Origin of the sequence: Geothermobacter hydrogeniphilus (assembly GCF_002898515.1) — a bacterium.
Lineage (GTDB): Bacteria > Desulfobacterota > Desulfuromonadia > Desulfuromonadales > Geothermobacteraceae > Geothermobacter_A.
In genome coordinates this window covers 1-14269 of record NZ_PPFX01000016.1, presented here as the reverse complement: position 1 = coordinate 14269, position 14269 = coordinate 1, and the positions used below count along the sequence as shown (strand labels likewise).

Genomic DNA, 14269 nt, shown 5'->3' with positions numbered 1-14269 from the left:
CGTCGGCAGCGTTGCCGGCCAAAGCAATCCCCCCTTCTCTTGCGAAAAGGGGGGATTCCAACCTGAACCGAGGAGCATTCTCCGGGAGGAGGCGGAGGAGAGTTCAGGCGCAATTCTTTCCTTCACCCTGGTGCGCGGCCAGGGCATTGGCCACGCGTGAACCGGAGGGACGCTGGAGATAGTCGGAGATATAACGACCTGCCGCCACCAGCGCCTGCAGATCGACGCCGGTCTCGACACCGAGACCTTTGAGCATGTAGAGCAGATCCTCGCTGGCGACATTACCGGAAGCGCCGGGAGCGAAGGGACAGCCGCCGAGACCGGCCACCGAACTGTCAACCACGGCAATGCCCTGCTCCAGCACCGCGAGAATGTTGGCCAGCGCCTGGCCATAGGTATCATGGAAATGAACCGCCAGGCGCTCCACCTGGACCTTGCGTGACACCGCCGCGATCATCGCCCGGGCCTTGCCCGGAGTGCCGACCCCGATGGTGTCACCAAGGGAAATCTCGTAACAGCCGAGTTCCATCATCCGCCCGGCCACCCAGGCGACCGACTCCGGATCGACCGCGCCTTCGTAGGGACAGCCGAGTGCGCAGGAAACATAGCCGCGAACCCTTAAACCCTGCTTGCGGGCCGCCTCGCAGACCTCGCCGAAACGATCGAAACTGACGGCAATCGAGCAGTTGATATTCTTGCGCGAGAAGGATTCCGAGGCGGCACCGAACACCGCCACCTCATCGGCGCCGGCGGCGATCGCCGCCTGCAACCCTTGCAGATTGGGGACCAGGACCGGGTAGCTGACCCCCGGCCGACGCTTGATTCCCAGCATCACCTCGGAGCTGTCAGCCATCTGCGGCATCCACTTCGGCGATACGAAACTCGCCCCTTCAATGGCAGCCAGACCGGTTTCGGAAAGCCGGTTGATCAGTTCGATCTTCACCTCGGTCGGGACGACGGTCGACTCATGCTGCAGACCGTCACGCGGTCCGACCTCGACAATCTTGACCCGTTTCGGCAATCTCACTCTCATCGTCAGGTCCCTTCATCTGCGTCAAAAACCAGCAGTGGCGCACCCTCGTCCACCAGGGCTCCGGCCTGATAGTTCAGCTCCGCGACCGCCCCGTCAGCGGGAGCGGTGATGGTGTGTTCCATCTTCATCGCTTCGAGAATCACCAACGGCGTGCCGCGCTTGACCCGCGCCCCCTGGTCGACCAGCACCGCGATGATCTTACCCGGCATCGGCGCCGTCACGCTGCCGCCGGCATCCTCCTGGTCAAAAGCCTCGGCGTAAGGATCGTGCAACAGCAGCCGATGCGCATGCCCGGCCACCAGTACGTCCAGCTCAGCTCCCCGGCGCACGACCCTGGCCCGCAGCTTTCTCCCGGCGATCGACGCCTGCAGGGAACCGTCATCCGCCAGGGATCCGGATGCTTCAATGGTTCCGGACGACAATTCGACCAGGCAGCCCCCCGAACGATAATGGACCTTGACCTCAACATCGGTTTCGCCGTCGGTGAAGCAGAAACGATGATGATTATCATCATTGAGCCGCCAGCCGTCGGTCAGGTGCCAGGGCGACCAGGGATCGTGTGAACCGACCGCGGCACGCTGCGCCTCGGCTTCGCGACTCAGCAGCAGGTAGAGAGAGACCAACACCAGCACCTGGTCGGAAGCCGGAGCGGTCTCGGGGATCAGCTCGTCACGATGCCGCGCGATGAAGCCGGTGTCAAAGGTACCGGCGGCAAAGTCGTCCTGCCCGGCCACCGCCGACAAAAAACCGACGTTGGTCTTCACCCCGGCCACTTCGACCTGTTCCAGGGCGCGACGCAGGCGACGCAGGGCGGCCGGTCGGTCCCGGTCCCAAACGATCAGCTTGGCGATCATCGGGTCGTAATGGATGCTGACCTCATCCCCCTGGCGGACTCCGGTATCGATCCGCAGATGCCCGTCCTCGGACGGAAACTGCAGATGATGCAGGCAGCCGATGGAGGGCAGGAAATCACGTGCCGGATCCTCGGCGTAGATCCTGGCCTCGATGGCGTGGCCATGGATACTGAGCTCTTCCTGGCGACAGGGAAGCGGCTCCCCGGCGGCCACCCGCAGCTGCCAGGCAACCAGATCCTGCCCGGAGATCAGTTCGGTCACTGGGTGCTCGACCTGGAGGCGGGTGTTCATCTCCATGAAATAGAAAGCGCCATCGGTATCAAGCAGGAACTCGACCGTTCCGGCGCCGACATAACCGATCGCCTCGGCGGCGGTCACCGCGGCCGCTCCCATCGCGCGACGCAACGCGTCAGTCATCCCGGGAGCCGGGGCCTCTTCAAGCACTTTCTGGTGACGGCGCTGCACCGAACAGTCACGCTCGAACAGGTGCAGAACCTGGCCATGGCTGTCGGCAAAGACCTGGATTTCAACATGTCGCGGCTGCTCCAGGTAACGCTCCAGCAGCAGCTTGTCGTCGCCGAAGCTGGCCACGGCCTCGCGCCGGGCGCCCTCGATGGCGGCATCCAGCTCCGCCGGATCGCGCACCACGCGCATCCCCTTTCCTCCGCCGCCGGCACTCGCCTTGACCAGCAGCGGGAAGCCGATCTCACCGGCCGCCGCGCGCAGGGTCTCCAGGGCCTGGTCTTCGCCATGGTAGCCCGGGACCAGCGGCACCCCGGCCTGCTGCATGATCGACTTGGCGGCACTTTTTGAGCCCATGGCCCGGATCGCCTCGACTGTCGGACCGATGAAAATCAGTCCGGCGGCGCCACAGGCGGCAGCGAAATCGGCATTTTCAGCCAGAAAACCATAGCCGGGATGAATCGCCTCGGCCCCGGCGCGGCGGGCGACATCGAGCAGCTTTTCGGCCTGCAGGTAGCTTTGAGCCGCCGGGGCCGGGCCGATGTGCCAGGCCTCGTCGGCCAGGGCGACATGCCGGGCCCGCCGGTCGGCATCGGAATAGACCGCTATGGTGCGCAGGCCCAGTTTCCGGGCCGTGCGGATGATGCGGCAGGCAATCTCGCCGCGGTTGGCTATGAGTAGAGAATCGAACATAATGTTTCAACCTTTCGCCGCCAAGGCGCCAGGGACGCCAAGAAAAACCCTTTTAACGGAGAGTCGCAGAGAGGGAGAGAATACAGAGAAAATCAAAAGCGATTTTTGGTTTCAAACCCAAAAGATCTTCTCTCCTTCTCTGCCTCTCTCCACCTCTGCGTTAAAGCAGTTTGCAGTTTTTGCCTTTCTTGGCGGTCTTGGCGCCTTGGAGGCCCTCTTAATCTTTTTCCACCGCCCAGTTCGGCCGGCGTTTCTCCAGGAACGCGCCGAGCCCTTCGCGCCCCTCGTCACTGGCCCGGGCGGCGGCGATCCGCTCGGCGGTATCGGCCAGCAGATCCTCGTCCACGGGACGCCAGGCGACATCGGCAACCAACTGCTTGGCGGCCGCCATCGCCTGCGGGCCGTTCTGCAGCAGCAACCGGGTCAGCCGGTCCGCTTCCCGGTCCAGTTCTTCGGCAGCCACGATCTCATGCACCAGGCCCATCCGCAGCGCGCTTTCAACATCAAACCGCTCGGCAGTGAGGAAGTAGCGGCGGGCGGCGCGCGGACCGATGGCGGCCACCACATAGGGGGAGATGGTCGCCGGGATCAGCCCCAGCTTCACCTCGGAAAGGCAGAAACTGGCCCGTGGCGTGGCCAGCACCAGGTCACATGCGGCCACCAGCCCGACTCCACCGCCGAAGACGGCCCCCTGGACCAGGGCGACAGTCGGCTTGGGCAGATCGTTCAGGGTCCGCAGCAGTTCGGCCAGGGCCATGGCATCGGCGAGATTCTCTTCACGCGAGTAGTCGGCCATGCGCCGCATCCAGCCGAGATCGGCCCCGGCGGAAAAGCTCTTTCCCGTCGCCGCCAGCCGCACCAGGCGCACCAGCGGATCGGCCGCGAACTTCTGCAGCGCCTCCGTCATCCCGGCGATCAGGCTGTCATCGAAGGCGTTGTGCAGCTCCGGCCGATTCAGGGTCAGGGTCGCCCGGCCGAGGTCGTCGATCTCCGTCAGCAGTTTGTCATTGCTCATGGTTGAATAACACCTTTCGAAATGAAGAATGTTCAGATGCCGCAGGCCATCCTCGCGCTTTGCAGCAGGGTAAGGGGAAAGGGGGGGGGGGGGAAATGACAATCCCTTCATCCCGCCTGCCGCCGGTCGCGGAAATATCCGGTCTACATCCGGAACACTCCGAAGCGGGTTGTTTCAACCGGCGCGTTGAGCGCCGCCGAGATCCCCAGGCCGAGCACCATGCGGGTCTCGGCCGGGTCGATGATGCCGTCATCCCAGAGCCGGGCGCTGGCATAGTAGGGATGTCCCTGGCGATCATACTGTTCGCGGATCGGCTGTTTGAAGGCCTCTTCCTCCTCGGCGCTCCAATCCTCGCCGCGGGCCTCCAGCCCGTCCCGCTTGACCTGGGCCAGCACCCCGGCGGCCTGTTCGCCGCCCATCACCGAGATGCGCGCGTTGGGCCACATCCAGAGCATGCGCGGGCTGTAGGCCCGACCGCACATGCCGTAGTTGCCGGCCCCGAAGCTGCCGCCGATCAGTACCGTGAACTTCGGTACCGCCGCGCAGGCAACCGCGGTCACCATCTTGGCCCCGTCCTTGGCGATGCCGCCGGCCTCGTACTTGCTGCCGACCATGAAACCGGTGACATTCTGCAGAAACACCAGCGGGATACCGCGCTGGCTGCACAACTCGATGAAGTGAGCACCCTTCTGCGCCGATTCGGAGAAGAGGATGCCGTTGTTGGCGACGATGCCGACCGGGTAGCCGAAGATGTGAGCGAACCCGCAGACCAGGGTTTCACCGTAGAGCTTCTTGAATTCATCGAACTCCGACCCGTCGACAATACGGGCGATCACTTCGCGGACATCGAAAGGCTTGCGGCTGTCGGTCGGAATCAGTCCATAGATCTCCTCGGCCGGGTAGAGCGGTTCGACCGGTTCGCGCAACGCCAGCGAGGGGCGCTTGACCCGGTTGAGATTGGCGACGATCTTCCGGGCCAGACCGAGCGCGTGGGCGTCGTTGGCGGCGTAATGGTCGGTCACTCCGGAGGTGCGGCAGTGAACATCGGCGCCGCCGAGATCCTCGGCGCTGACCACTTCGCCGGTCGCCGCCTTGACCAGCGGCGGACCACCGAGAAAAATGGTGCCCTGCTGCCTGACGATGATGCTTTCGTCGGCCATCGCCGGGACGTAAGCTCCCCCAGCGGTGCAGGAACCCATCACCACGGCGATCTGCGGGATACCCTTGGAGGACATCCGGGCCTGGTTGTAGAAAATCCGTCCGAAATGGTCCCGGTCGGGAAAGACGTCTTCCTGCAGGGGCAGGAAAGCCCCGCCCGAATCAACCAGGTAGATGCAGGGCAGATGGTTCTGTTCGGCGATCTCCTGGGCCCGGACATGCTTCTTGACCGTCAGCGGCAGGTAGGAGCCTCCCTTGACCGTCGCGTCGTTGGCGATGACCAGGCATTCCCGACCGGAAACCCGGCCGATACCGGTGATCACCCCACCGGCCGCGACCTTGCCGTCGTACATGTCCCAGGCGGCGAACTGGGAAAATTCGAGAAACGGCGAACCGACATCAAGCAACTGGCGGATCCGTTCACGCGGCAGCAGTTTGCCGCGGGCCAGGTGCTTCTCCCGCGCCCGCTCGCCGCCACCCAGCTTGATCTGCGCCACCTTCTCGCGCAGGTCCGCAACCTGGGCGCGCAGCACCTCGGCGTTACGGCGGAAGTCCTCTGATTCGGGCTGTAATGAACTCTTGAGAATACTCATGTATGATCCGATCCGGTTAATCTTCAAGGCGACTCTGAAGGTCGCGAAAATCTTCTTTAACGGAGAGACGCAGAGGGATAGAGATGGAGAGAACCCCCGGAAATTGAAACGGGTCAACCATCCAGGTTGAAGTTTGGCTATTCTCTCCGGCCTCTCCTTCTCAGCGGCTCTGCGTTAAATTCTTTCCCTACTCCGTTTCCGCGAACAACTCCCGACCGATCAGCATGCGACGTATTTCGCTGGTTCCGGCGCCGATTTCATAAAGTTTGGCATCGCGCAACAGCCGCCCGGCGGGAAATTCGTTGATGTAACCATTGCCGCCGAGACACTGGATGGCGTCGAGGGCCATCCGGGTGGCCGTTTCGGCGGAGTAGAGGATCGCGCCGGCAGCATCTTTACGCAGGGTGCGGCCACCGCGCCTGATGGCGTCGCGGGCCACCGCGTAGACGTAGGCCCGGCAGGCATTCATACCGGTATACATATCGGCCAGCTTGGCCTGAATCAACTGGAACTCGCCGATCGCGTGCCCGAACTGTTTGCGTTCATGAACATAGGGGATCACCACATCCATGCAGGCCCCCATGATTCCCAGCGGACCACCGGAAAGAACAATCCGCTCGTAATCGAGGCCGCTCATCAGCACTTTGACCCCGCCATTGATCTCCCCGAGGACGTTCTCAACCGGCACCTGACAGTTCTCGAAAACCAGTTCGCAGGTATTCGATCCGCGCATCCCGAGTTTATCAAGCTTCTGCGCGGTGGAAAAACCGGCGAAACCCTTCTCGATCAGGAAGGCGGTGATGCCCCGCGGACCGGCTTCCGGATCGGTCTTGGCATAGACCACCAGCACATCGGCATCCGGGCCGTTGGTGATCCACATCTTGGTCCCGTTGAGGACGAAGACGTCTCCCTGGCGATCAGCCCGCAATTTCATGCTGACGACATCGGAACCGGACCCGGTCTCGCTCATCGCCAGGGCACCGACATGCTCGCCGCTGATCAGTTTCGGCAGGTATTTTGATTTTTGTTCGGAATTACCGTTACGGAAAATCTGGTTAACGCAGAGATTGGAATGAGCGCCGTAGGAGAGTGCCACCGAAGCCGAGGCTCGGCTGATTTCCTCCATGGCGATGACATGCTCAAGGTAGCTCATGCCGGCCCCGCCGTACTCTTCGCTGACGGTGACGCCCAGCAGTCCGAGATCCCCCATCTTGCGCCAGAGGTCGGCCGGGAAGAGATTGTCCCGGTCGATGTCGGCGGCACGCGGAGCAATCTCCTCGGCGGCAAATTGTCGCACCGTCTCCTGCAGCAGGGTGGCGGTATCGTCAAGGTCGAAACTAAGTCCGGGATAGTTGATCACTGTCATGATTTTCTCCAACGGTAGTTAAGAAACTGCTGTCCTGTTGAATAGCAAGCCCAGTGCCAAACCCGGAAGCGATTGCGTATTTAAAAATCCTCCACTAACCTATTGAAATAAAACGGCTTTAAAGACAAGTAAAGCGACTGTTCAAATCTTCTTCCGGGGGGTGTCAACGGACGGAGACGACCGCTGCTTAACAGCCGTCTCCGTCCGTTGACCCGGGACAGCTAGCGGGTGATGGCCGCCCCGATGACGATCCGTTGCACCTCGTTGGTGCCTTCGTAAATCTGGGTGATCTTGGCGTCGCGCATCATTCTTTCAACCGGAAAATCACGGGTAAATCCATATCCGCCGTGAATCTGCACTGCTTCGGTGGTCACCTTCATTGCCACGTCGGAAGCGTACATCTTGGCCATGGCCGAATCCTTGCCATAGGGAATCCCGGCGCTCGCCTTGTAGGCGGCCTGGTAAACCAGCAGCCGAGCGGCCTCGATCTCGGTCGCCATGTCGGCCAGCTTGAACTGGATCGCCTGGAAACCGGCAATCGGCTGATCGAATTGTTTGCGCTCACGGGCGTAGTTCAGAGCTTCCTCGTAGGCTCCCTGGGCGATGCCGAGAGCCTGGGAGGCAATCCCGATGCGACCGCCATCGAGGGTTTTCATCGCCACCTTGAAACCACTCCCCTCTTCGCCGAGCAGGTTGGCAAGGGGAATCCGACAATTGTCGAACACCAGCTCACGGGTGGGTGAGGAACGGATACCCAGCTTCGACTCCTTCTTGCCGAAGGTAAAACCGGGGGTATCCTTCTCGACAATGAAGGCACTGATGCCGTGATGTTTCTCCGCCTGTTTGTCGGTACGGGCGAAAACGATGTAGATCTCAGCCTCTCCACCGTTGGTGCAGAAGATCTTGGTACCGTTCAAAACCCAGCTGTCCCCATCCCTGACCGCGGTGGTCCGGGTGCCGCCGGCGTCAGAACCGGCCCCGGTCTCGGTCAGGGCGAAAGCTCCGAGCTTGGTCCCCTGGGCCAACGGGGTCAGAAACTGCTGCTTCTGTTCCTCGGTCCCGAACAGGTAGATCGGATTGGCGCCAAGGGACAGGTGCGCCGAAAGGGTCACGCCGGTCGAAGCGCAAACCCGCGAGAGTTCTTCGACGGCAATGGCGTAGCTGATATAGTCGGCCCCGGCGCCACCATATTCTTCGGGAAAAACGATACCGGCCAGGCCGAGTTCACCAACCTTGTCGTGCATCAGGGCGCGATCGAAGGTTTCGGTTTCATCCCGCTCCGCGGCGCCCGGTTTGATCTCCTTTTCGGCGAACTCGCGGACCGTCTGGCGGATCAGGCTCTGTTCTTCGGTCAATTCAAATTTCATTTATGCCTCCTGTTGTCGGTTGAAAATTCAGATAATTCGATTCAGGCCGCCAAGACGCCAAGAGCGCCAAGAAGGTCAAAATCGGGTTTAACGCAGAGACGGAGAGAAGCTGAGAAAGAAAATCTTTTGGGTTTAAAGTCAAAAACTGCTTTTGTTTTCTCTGCGTCCCTTCCCTCTCTGCGGCTCTCCGTTCAAATGGTTTTTCTTGGCGCTCTTGGCGCCTTGGCGGCAGAAAGACCTTGTCTTTATCAGGTTGCGAAACTACGCAGGATATCCCGGGCGATGATCAGCCGCTGGATTTCACTGGTGCCTTCGTAGATGGTGGTGATGCGAGCGTCGCGGGCGTAGCGCTCGACCGGGAAGTCGCTGGTGTAACCATAGCCGCCGTGGATCTGCAACGCCTCGTAACAGGCCCGGTTGGCGCTTTCACTGGCGAACAGCTTGGCCATCGACGCCGCTCGAGCGTAGGAGCGACCCTGTTCCTTCTGGAAGGCGGCATTCATCAGCAGCAATCGGGCCGCTTCGAGTTCGGTGAAGGTATCCGCTATTTTCCACTGGATCGCCTGGAAATCGGCCAGATTGTGGCCGAACTGCTTGCGCTCCAGGGCATAGCGGGTAGCACAGTCGATGGCTGCCAGGCCGACGCCGAGAGCCAGGGAACCGATGCCGATACGACCACCGGCCAGTTCACCGACCGCGACGCGGAACCCGTCGTTGAGACGCCCCATCAACGCATCCTTCGGCACCCGGCAATCACTGAAAACAACCTCGTTGGTGGCCGAGGCATGTTGCCCCATCTTCTCTTCCTGCTTGCCGATACTCAGACCCGGGGTCTCCCGCTCGATCAGGAAACAGCTGATCCCCTTCCCTTTCGGGGCCTGCTTGTCGGTCACCGCCCAGACCACGAACACTCCGGCATAGGGCGCGCTGGTGATGAAGATCTTGCTGCCGTTGAGAACCCACTGGTCACCCTCCAGGACAGCCGTGGTCGTCATCCCGGCCGGATCGGAACCGGCACCGGATTCGGTCAGGGCAAAGGCACCGGCCGGGTACTCCCCCGAACAGATCCGTGGAATGTACTGCCGTCGTTGCTCTTCACTGCCGACCGCCTGAATGACTTCGCAGACCATGTTGTTGACCGACACGGTCACCGCGGTCGAGGCACAGGCACGGGAGATCTCCGTCAGGGCAAGGGAAAAGGCGACCACCCCGGTCTCGGCACCACCATATTCCTCGCGCACGTTCAGCCCCATGAAGCCGAGGTCAGCCAGCTTGCGCAGATTGTCGAAAAAGGGCTGCTGATCAACACCCCGGTCAAGCTGTCCGGCCACCGGGGCCAGTTCCGCCTCGGCAAATTCCTTCGCGGTCTGCTGGATCAACTTCTGTTCTTCGTTGAGATCGAGATTCACAATTCAGATCCTTTTTGGCAAGCCGCCCGCTCGCGCTGCTCGCTCAAAACGCCAAGAAAGTCAAAATCTGTTTAACGCAGAGGCGGAGAGGGGCAGAGACAGAGAAAATCCATTTGGAAGAATTTAAATTCCTGAATCCAGGTCTGGATTTGCTCTGCGTTCTCTCCTGCTCTGCGTCTCTCCGTTGAAAAAGGTTTTCTTGGCGCTCTTGGTGTCCTGGCGGCCCAAAGATTTTCAGCTTATTTCCCCGTAAACTTCGCCGGCCGCTTCTCCAGAAAGGCCTGCATCCCTTCCTTCTGGTCGGCGGTGGCAAAACAGAGACCGAACAGGTCGGCTTCCATGGCACAGGCGCGCGTCAGGTCGGTTTCCAGTCCGTCCCGCAGGGCTCTTTTGACAAAACCGATGGCAACCTGCCCCTTGGAAACAATTTTTTCTGCCATCTTACGCGCCCCCGGCAACAGTTCCGCCGCCGGGAAAATCTTGTTGACCAGGCCGACGCGATGGGCTTCAACGGCATCAATCATGTCACCGGTCATCAAGAGTTCACTCGCCAACCCCTTGCCGATCAGTCGTGCCAGACGCTGGGTACCGCCGAAACCGGGAATGACACCGAGATTGACCTCCGGTTGGCCGAAGCGGGCGTTTTCACTCGCCAGGCGGATGTCGCAACTGAGCGCCAATTCACAGCCGCCACCAAGAGCGAAGCCGTTGACCGCCGCGATAACCGGCTTGGACAAATCTTCAATCACTGCTGTCATCCGGTGCCCGAGACGGGCAAACTCCCCAGCCTTGACGGCATCGAGTGCGTGCATTTCGGCAATATCCGCACCGGCGACAAAAGCTTTTTCGCCACCTCCGGTCAGGATCACCACCTTGACCGCATCATCATCACGAATGCCGGCAAAACAACAGATCAGCTCCTTCAGGGTCGCTTCATTGAGGGCATTGAGGGCCCTGGGCCGATTGACGGTCACCGTCGCGATACCATCCTCGACTGCATACAACAAATTTTCGAATGTCATTCCATCCCCCGTCTGGGTCTAAGTTGGTTGTTGACTCATCTTCAGCCTTTGGCCCTTCAACCTTTGGCCGACTTTCACCCTAAGACGACATCAGTACCGGCACTGTCATCTGTTTGAGCAGCTGCGAGGCCATCGGGGCCGGGGCCGGGGGCAGCGCGCCGCCGGCGACCAGCAGGTCGATTCCCTCTTCCGCGACCCGGTTGAGCAGAGCATCGCCCAGACCGATTCCACTGATCAGACGCACTTCAACCTCGGCCGTGACCCCGTGCAGGGCGAGAAAATCCGCAAGTTTTTTCAGTGTCACCTCGGACTGTTCACGCTCCGAGCTGTCGGAGGCGAAGCTGAGCAGATAAACCGCCTCGGCCTCCACCATCAGCGGCAGGGCGTCGGAAACCGCGCGCGCCGAGGCCCGACCCGACCGCCAGGCAAGCATTACCCGGGTGCCGACCCGCTGGAAGTTCCCGGCAAAGGGGATGGTCAGAATCGGCCGTCCGGAGGTGAGAATGATTTTTTCCGGCAGGTCACGGGGCGGTGCGGGCGGTGCTCCAGCCTCGGGACCCGGTTGGCCGACCAGGATCAGGTCGGCGAAAAAGGCCTGAAAACTCAACCGCGCCGCCAGAGGCTGGTGAGCCATGCTCCGGATTTCCGGAATCCAGACAAAGTCGACTCCGGCCTGTTGGGCACGGGCGGCACAATCCGCCTGCACCTGATCCCGGAGTTCCTTTTCCTGCCCTTGAAAGAGATAGGGCATTGATGTTGAGTAAAAGGCGCTCAACCGCGCCTGCCGGCGTTCTGCCAGATCCAGGGCGAGATCGAAACGTTCGCTGCTGCGGTCGGTCTGGTCGAGGTGCACCAAGATGTTCCTGTAGGCCATGCTCACCTCCCGGGGTGTCAACGGTTAATTCCAGAAATCAGTGTACTCACGGATTCTGGTAATCGAAAAATCCCTTGCCGCTCTTCTTGCCCAGCCAGCCGGCCTTGACCATCTTGCGCAACAACGGACAGGGCCGGTACTTGCTGTCGGCAAAGCCTTCATAGAGGACCTCCATGATTGCCAGGCAGGTATCGAGGCCGATGAAATCGGCCAGCGTCAGCGGCCCCATCGGATGGGCCATGCCGAGTTTCATCACGGTATCGATCGACTCGGCGTCAGCGACGCCCTCGTAGATGCAGTAGATCGCCTCATTGATCATCGGCATCAGCACCCGGTTGGAGATGAAACCGGGATAGTCGTTAACCTCAACCGGAACCTTGCCCATCTTTTCCGCCAGTTCCTTGACCGTGGCATAGGTGGCGTCACTGGTGGCGATGCCGCGAATCACCTCGATCAGCTTCATCACCGGCACCGGATTCATGAAGTGCATGCCGATCACCAGCTCCGGGCGCCCGGTCACCGCCGCCAGCTCGGTAATCGGCAGGGAGGAGGTGTTGCTGGCGAGAATCACGCCCGGCGCGGCCACTTCGTCGAGGGTACGGAAGATCTTCTCCTTGATCTCCATCTTCTCGACGGCGGCCTCGACGATGAAGTCGACCCCGGCGGCATCGGCCAGATCGGTCGAGGGGATCAAGCGGGACATGACGGCGACCTTGTCATCCTCGCTGATCCGCCCCTTGGCGATATTCTTGTCGAGCAGTTTGCCGATAAACGCCAGCCGATTGTCGATGAAGGACCGGTCGATGTCGTTGAGAACCACCTCCAGACCCGCCTCGGCCGCCACCTGGGCGATTCCGCCACCCATCTGACCGGCCCCGATGACCATGATCCGCTTGATTGCCATGTACGCCTCCTAGGTTGAATATTTGAGTGAAGGGCTCGCCACGAACACGTAAAAACATTCAAAGGCTTCAACGCAGAGGCGGAGAGGGGCAGAATTGGGGAGATAAAAGAAAAGGTTCTCTGAAAAAGAACAGAAACCTTCTCCTTTCTCTCCGACTCTCCTTCTCAGCGACTCTCCGTTAAAAGGGTATTCTCGTGTCACTTCGTGTCTTCGTGGTCGATATTCCTGTCAGACTCGTTCCACGATCGCCGAAACCGCCTCACCGCCACCGATGCAGAGGGTCGCCAGACCATAACGCTGCTGACGCTGTTCCAGTCCGTTGAGCAGGGTCGTAACCAGCCGGGCGCCGCTGGCGCCGACCGGATGACCGATGGCGCAGGCGCCGCCGTTAATGTTGACCCGGTCGCGGTCGAGGCCGAGCTTGCGGATGGCGATCATGGTCACCGCGGCGAAAGCCTCGTTGATCTCGAACAGATCGACCTGCCCGGCCGTCAATCCGGCCTTGGTACAGGCCCGCTCAATCGCCCCGACCGGCGCCTCGGGGAAATTGTCCGGGTGCAGGCTGTTGGTCGCGTAGGCCACCAGGCGGGCACGCGGCTGCAGGCCGTATTTCGCCACCGCTTCACCGGAGGCGAGCATGACAAAGGAAGCCCCGTCGGCGATGGTCGAGGCATTACCGGCGGTCAGGGTGCCGTCTTTGCGAAACGCGGGCCGCAGGGACGTGAATCGGTCGAAATCGACCCGGAACGGGTCTTCATCCTCGCTGATGACGACATCCCCCTTGCGGGTCTTTTTACAGACCGGAGCAATTTCCCGGACGAACAGGCCTTCCTTGACCGCGTTCTGGGCGCGCCGATAGGAGTCGATGGCAAATTCATCCTGGTCCTCGCGGCTGATGCCGAGCCGGGCAACGGTTTCCTCGGTCACTTCACCCATGTGGCGACCGCTGTAGGGATCCCACAAAGCATCATGGATCATCAGGTCAATCGCCGTAGCGTTGCCCATGCGCATACCGTAGCGCGCCTTGGGCAGGGCGTAGGGAACCAGTGACATGTTCTCCATGCCGCCGGCGATGGCAAGCTGGTCGTCACCGAGACGGATGCTGTCGGCGGCCAGCATGATCGCCTTGAGACCACTGCCGCAGACCTTGTTGATGGTCATCGCCGGAACCCCGTCGGGGATTCCTGCCGCCCGCATCGCCTGCCGGGCCGGAGCCTGGCCGACCCCGGCCTGAATCACCTGGCCGGCGATGAACTGCCCGACCTGGTCAGGCGCAACACCGGTTTTTGCCAGCAGTTCCCTGACTACCGTCGCTCCGAGCTGCGGCGCCGGGACATCGGAAAGATTGCCGCCGAAACTGCCGAAGGGGGTCCGCAGGGCCTCGATAATGAATACGTCTGACATAGGTTGGATCCTTTCGAATTTGTAAAAATCGGCTAAGGAAATAAACAAAATCGGCCAAGGGCTAAAGGTAAAGGCACAAGCGGCCAAGGGACTCCCTTTCGCCTTTGGCCCTTAG

11 protein-coding genes are annotated in these 14269 nt (G+C 61.1%); all 11 read right to left on the bottom strand.

What is annotated here, in order from left to right; genetic code table 11:
- Positions 1-103: 103 nt before the first annotated feature.
- Positions 104-1027 (bottom strand): hydroxymethylglutaryl-CoA lyase, encoded by a 924-nt coding sequence (locus C2E25_RS08365; protein WP_103115361.1) that lies wholly within the window; start codon positions 1025-1027, stop codon positions 104-106.
- A gap of 8 nt (positions 1028-1035) precedes the next feature.
- Positions 1036-3042, bottom strand: coding sequence for an acetyl/propionyl/methylcrotonyl-CoA carboxylase subunit alpha (locus C2E25_RS08360; protein ID WP_103115307.1), 2007 nt, complete (start codon positions 3040-3042; stop codon positions 1036-1038).
- A 217-nt stretch (positions 3043-3259) separates the two neighbouring features.
- Entirely contained in the window at positions 3260-4057 is a 798-nt protein-coding gene (locus C2E25_RS08355; protein WP_103115306.1) for an enoyl-CoA hydratase/isomerase family protein, read from the bottom strand.
- Positions 4058-4200: 143 nt separating this feature from the next.
- Complete coding sequence (locus tag C2E25_RS08350) at positions 4201-5808, bottom strand: carboxyl transferase domain-containing protein (RefSeq protein ID WP_103115305.1); 1608 nt, start codon at positions 5806-5808, stop codon at positions 4201-4203.
- Positions 5809-5995: 187 nt separating this feature from the next.
- On the bottom strand, positions 5996-7174 hold the full coding sequence (locus C2E25_RS08345; RefSeq protein WP_269845103.1) for an isovaleryl-CoA dehydrogenase: 1179 nt from the start codon (positions 7172-7174) through the stop codon (positions 5996-5998).
- A gap of 221 nt (positions 7175-7395) precedes the next feature.
- A complete protein-coding gene (locus tag C2E25_RS08340) occupies positions 7396-8541 on the bottom strand; it encodes an acyl-CoA dehydrogenase (RefSeq protein ID WP_103115304.1) in 1146 nt (381 codons plus the stop codon).
- Positions 8542-8789: 248 nt separating this feature from the next.
- Positions 8790-9950 (bottom strand): acyl-CoA dehydrogenase family protein, encoded by a 1161-nt coding sequence (locus tag C2E25_RS08335; RefSeq protein ID WP_103115303.1) that lies wholly within the window; start codon positions 9948-9950, stop codon positions 8790-8792.
- A 239-nt stretch (positions 9951-10189) separates the two neighbouring features.
- The gene (locus C2E25_RS08330) at positions 10190-10972 is read right to left on the bottom strand and encodes an enoyl-CoA hydratase-related protein (RefSeq protein ID WP_103115302.1); all 783 of its coding nucleotides are present in this window, start codon (positions 10970-10972) and stop codon (positions 10190-10192) included.
- A 79-nt stretch (positions 10973-11051) separates the two neighbouring features.
- A complete protein-coding gene (locus tag C2E25_RS08325) occupies positions 11052-11846 on the bottom strand; it encodes a universal stress protein (RefSeq protein WP_103115301.1) in 795 nt (264 codons plus the stop codon).
- A gap of 46 nt (positions 11847-11892) precedes the next feature.
- A complete protein-coding gene (locus C2E25_RS08320) occupies positions 11893-12750 on the bottom strand; it encodes a 3-hydroxybutyryl-CoA dehydrogenase (protein ID WP_103115300.1) in 858 nt (285 codons plus the stop codon).
- Positions 12751-12978: 228 nt separating this feature from the next.
- Entirely contained in the window at positions 12979-14154 is a 1176-nt protein-coding gene (locus C2E25_RS08315) for a thiolase family protein (RefSeq protein WP_103115299.1), read from the bottom strand.
- Between the last annotated feature and the right edge of the window lie 115 nt (positions 14155-14269).

Excerpts from the sequence above, each read along its gene's own strand:
- C2E25_RS08345 (WP_269845103.1), bottom strand. The coding sequence starts at position 7,174 with ATGACAGTGATCAACTATCCCGGACTTAGTTTCGACCTTGACGATACC.
- C2E25_RS08360 (WP_103115307.1), bottom strand. The coding sequence starts at position 3,042 with ATGTTCGATTCTCTACTCATAGCCAACCGCGGCGAGATTGCCTGCCGC.
- C2E25_RS08355 (WP_103115306.1), bottom strand. The coding sequence starts at position 4,057 with ATGAGCAATGACAAACTGCTGACGGAGATCGACGACCTCGGCCGGGCG.
- C2E25_RS08315 (WP_103115299.1), bottom strand. The coding sequence starts at position 14,154 with ATGTCAGACGTATTCATTATCGAGGCCCTGCGGACCCCCTTCGGCAGT.
- C2E25_RS08340 (WP_103115304.1), bottom strand. The coding sequence starts at position 8,541 with ATGAAATTTGAATTGACCGAAGAACAGAGCCTGATCCGCCAGACGGTC.
- C2E25_RS08330 (WP_103115302.1), bottom strand. The coding sequence starts at position 10,972 with ATGACATTCGAAAATTTGTTGTATGCAGTCGAGGATGGTATCGCGACG.
- C2E25_RS08325 (WP_103115301.1), bottom strand. The coding sequence starts at position 11,846 with ATGGCCTACAGGAACATCTTGGTGCACCTCGACCAGACCGACCGCAGC.
- C2E25_RS08320 (WP_103115300.1), bottom strand. The coding sequence starts at position 12,750 with ATGGCAATCAAGCGGATCATGGTCATCGGGGCCGGTCAGATGGGTGGC.
- C2E25_RS08350 (WP_103115305.1), bottom strand. The coding sequence starts at position 5,808 with ATGAGTATTCTCAAGAGTTCATTACAGCCCGAATCAGAGGACTTCCGC.